At 30.4% G+C, this 2,621-nt stretch carries 2 protein-coding genes; both read left to right on the plus strand.

Annotation, left to right across the window (positions count from 1 at the left end; all coding sequences use genetic code 11):
- A partial coding sequence (locus G468_RS24505) for a hypothetical protein (protein ID WP_034250349.1) occupies window positions 1-250 on the plus strand: 250 nt, incomplete at its 5' end.
- A gap of 71 nt (window positions 251-321) precedes the next feature.
- Window positions 322-2,553 (plus strand): hypothetical protein, encoded by a 2,232-nt coding sequence (locus G468_RS22665; RefSeq protein ID WP_051297184.1) that lies wholly within the window; start codon window positions 322-324, stop codon window positions 2,551-2,553.
- The last annotated feature ends 68 nt before the right edge of the window (window positions 2,554-2,621 follow it).

The raw sequence follows: 2,621 nt of genomic DNA on the forward strand, positions 1-2,621 counted from the left end.
ACATAGAGCAGAGTATAAAAGACGAGAAGGGAATTGCCTAGAAATAGAGCGCCTTTGCCGCGATGCTCACGCCAAAGGCGTGCTTATGTTCTCAAAAATTTGTCAAGTTTATGAAACTGATAAACATGTTTTGGGGATCTATCAATTGAAGATATCATCAATACAGAAATTATTTATAGCTATATTAATACTAATAATGAAACCCAATATTCAACTTTCACTATTTTTGATTATCTTGTTCGTCATATAATAGGTGAAAATTCTCCTTTAATAACCAGAAACAATATTAAAATAAAGTTCCCTGACAAATATAATTCCCAGTTGATTAAATATTTAGATGAAGAAGCATTACAAGTAAAAAAAGAGCTTGATTTGATAAAAAATATTGATTTATTAAAAGAAAAAAAAGATAAACTACAAGAAAAAATACCCAATATGGAGACTTATTTAAAAACATATTTAGCCAAAATAAGTAAAGAGCATAATGTTAGCCATACTAACTTAAATGATCTAGTTGAATTTCCTTATACAGCTACTTCATTTAATCCTGAATTGAATGCTGCTATCAATCATTATCACCCATCTGTTGCAAAATTATATACTGTACGTGATATTATGTTAGGTAAAGAGCGAAAATGGTTATCAGAAAATACGAATTATAAATTAGATAAAGAATTAGGCGCTTTATATCCTACTCAATATACAACAGAACTTATTAGTAAAATAAATTCTCCTTATATCCAGAATAGTTATATTGCGGAAATGGAAGAAGTTAAAAAAAATGAGGAGATAAAAGAGCTGTTTAATGACTTTAGAATCCAATTATTAACTACCTATGGTAAAAAGGACGTTTTATACTATTTAGTGGAAGATAGTCCGGGTTTGTTAATCTTTTTTGATAAAGATCGCGGACCTGTTACTGGCATTGATAAAAAGGTTAATCGCATTGACCCGGAAAACACACCTATTGCCGTGATATCAATTTTTACCGGTGAATGTCTTCATTATCCCTCATTCCGCGATTTTAAACGCGCGATTACCGTAAGTGAAAAATTAAAATTATGGGTAGCGGCACATTTCACTAATTACAGTGAGATTAATCCTTCTCAACTTAAATTAAAAAGAGAAAATGAGGATTATTCATTTTTATTTGAAGATATTATTAATTTTAATATAAAAAAAGCCGATGTATTAATTAGATCCCATCAAGAGGCCTTGCTGTTTGAATTATTTAATCGACTTAAGGATATAACATTTCCTTATACTTTTTTTACATTTTTAATGGGTAATATCCCCGGGATTGTTTATGGTAGCGTTTTATCAGCAACGCCTTCATTTTTACAAGCGTCGATTAGTGATACAGAAGCTGAATATAAAAATTATTTAAAAGAAGGAGTAATTAATATTATGGCGGAAACTCTTGGCGTAGTGATTCCAGAGGCTATTATTCAGGTAGCTAAAGGCACGTCAAAAGGAATTAATCTTTATGCAAAATACAAGTTTAACCAAAAAATTCTTCAGATTGATAAAGATGCTATCCAACAGTTAGCTAATGATTTTCATCATAGTCAAAATAATTTAAGACTTGGCGTAAGGTCTATTAAAAATGAAAATCAATATTTACTGGAAATTAAACCTGCCTTCAAGCCAAATAATTTAACAAATGATATAACCGCTACTGAATATCTAACTGAACTTCAATTCAATCCTTCTACTGCTCAAATAATTAATAATCCTGCTGCAGAGGATAATGTTTTAATGAGTGCGGTTGCCCTATTTATGCGTCAGCATGGTATGGTTGATATTAAATATCGAGCAATATATATTTGGCAGAATGTGAAAGATGAAACCCCGATAACGCATTTTGCTGTGGTTGGCAAAAAACAGGATAAAAATTATATTTTTGATTTAACAGCCGAACGTTTTAAAAATATTAGTAATTCAAATTTAGATGGTCCACTTATTTTAGAAGAAGCCGTATGGGAAAATAGATATCGGCAAGCTTTTGCTGATAGTGTTGTTAGGTATAATGATTTTGTCAACGAGGAAATAGCGGAAGGCTCATTCAAAAAATATTTAAATTTACAGATTGCTGAAGCTATTAAAAATTCTAAAGCATTAACAAAGCCAGCCTGGTATTCTGCACAACTTACAGGACAAAAGAATTTTATAGACAAATTTAATAGCTTAATTAACAACAATTCAATTCACAATATATTACATGAAATGTATTGGTTTAATAATTTACCCAAAGATAATATCAACTATATAGCTGAGGTTTTATATCAGGCTAATATATTATTAAATAAAGAGAATAAGAAAAAATTAGTAGGAGCATTATCAAAGATATTACAGAATGAAAATATTAAAAATAGCGAAAGCTTGTGGTTGCAAGCACTAGATAATTACCGTCAAATTAATAGCATGGATGAATTATTACTCGTTAAGCCAGGAGAAATTATATTTTTTAATAACCAAGAAGGAAAGCTTGTTTCGATGTTGGTTAGTTTGGGCAATGGCTTATTTTCTAGGCTGTGTCCCTTAATTGCTTGAGCTATAGTATCCATCTGTTTCTACGATACTTTGAATTATGGCTCGCTACGATCTTTCTGATGAAGCAT

Origin of the sequence: Arsenophonus nasoniae DSM 15247, from assembly GCF_000429565.1 — a bacterium.
Taxonomy (GTDB): Bacteria; Pseudomonadota; Gammaproteobacteria; order Enterobacterales; family Enterobacteriaceae; genus Arsenophonus; species Arsenophonus nasoniae.